1 protein-coding gene is annotated in these 593 nt (G+C 75.0%); it reads right to left on the minus strand.

Going from position 1 to position 593, the window contains the following annotated elements; translation table 11 throughout:
- The coding region (locus tag D588_RS0117895) for a hypothetical protein (protein WP_017916947.1) at positions 1–593 on the minus strand (593 nt) is incomplete at both ends.

Below are 593 nucleotides of genomic sequence, written 5' to 3' on the forward strand. Positions count from 1 at the left end.
CGCGGCCGACCTGAGTGGCTTCCACCGAGCGACCCACCTGGGTCAGCACGCCGAAGCCGTTGACGCTCAGGCGCGCGCCGGGCCGCAGCAACTCGCTGTACTGCACGGCGGCGTGCGGTGGCATGCGCACCACGGTGCCGTCGCTGAGCAGCACGCCGGCGGTGTCGCCGCGCGGGCCATAGACCAGCCGCTCGATGCGGCCATCGGCCTGCAGCGGGGTCAGGGCCGGCGGTGCCGGGGGCGCCGGCGGCGGCGTCATCGGGTTCGGCGGGCGGTCGACCACCTGCTTGCCACTGCGGCGCGCGGTGATGGTGTTGGCCTGCAGCAGCGGCAGGCTGCCCAGGCGATAGCCCTGCACCGAGATCGCATCGCCACGACGTACGGCGGCCTGCAGATCGGCCGACAGGTGCGGCGGGAAGCTCACCTGGGTGCCGTCCATCAGCCACAGGCCATCGACGTCGCCGTTGGGGTTGAGCATGAAACGCTCGACAGTGCCGTCCACACGCACCGGCGTGGCAGCGACGGGCGCCGGCGGGGCGGGAGGTGCGGGCGGCGCCGGCACCTGCGCGGTGGCGGCAGCGGCGGCGGGGGCC

The organism is Xanthomonas sp. SHU 308, from assembly GCF_000364645.1.
GTDB lineage: Bacteria > Pseudomonadota > Gammaproteobacteria > Xanthomonadales > Xanthomonadaceae > Xanthomonas_A > Xanthomonas_A sontii.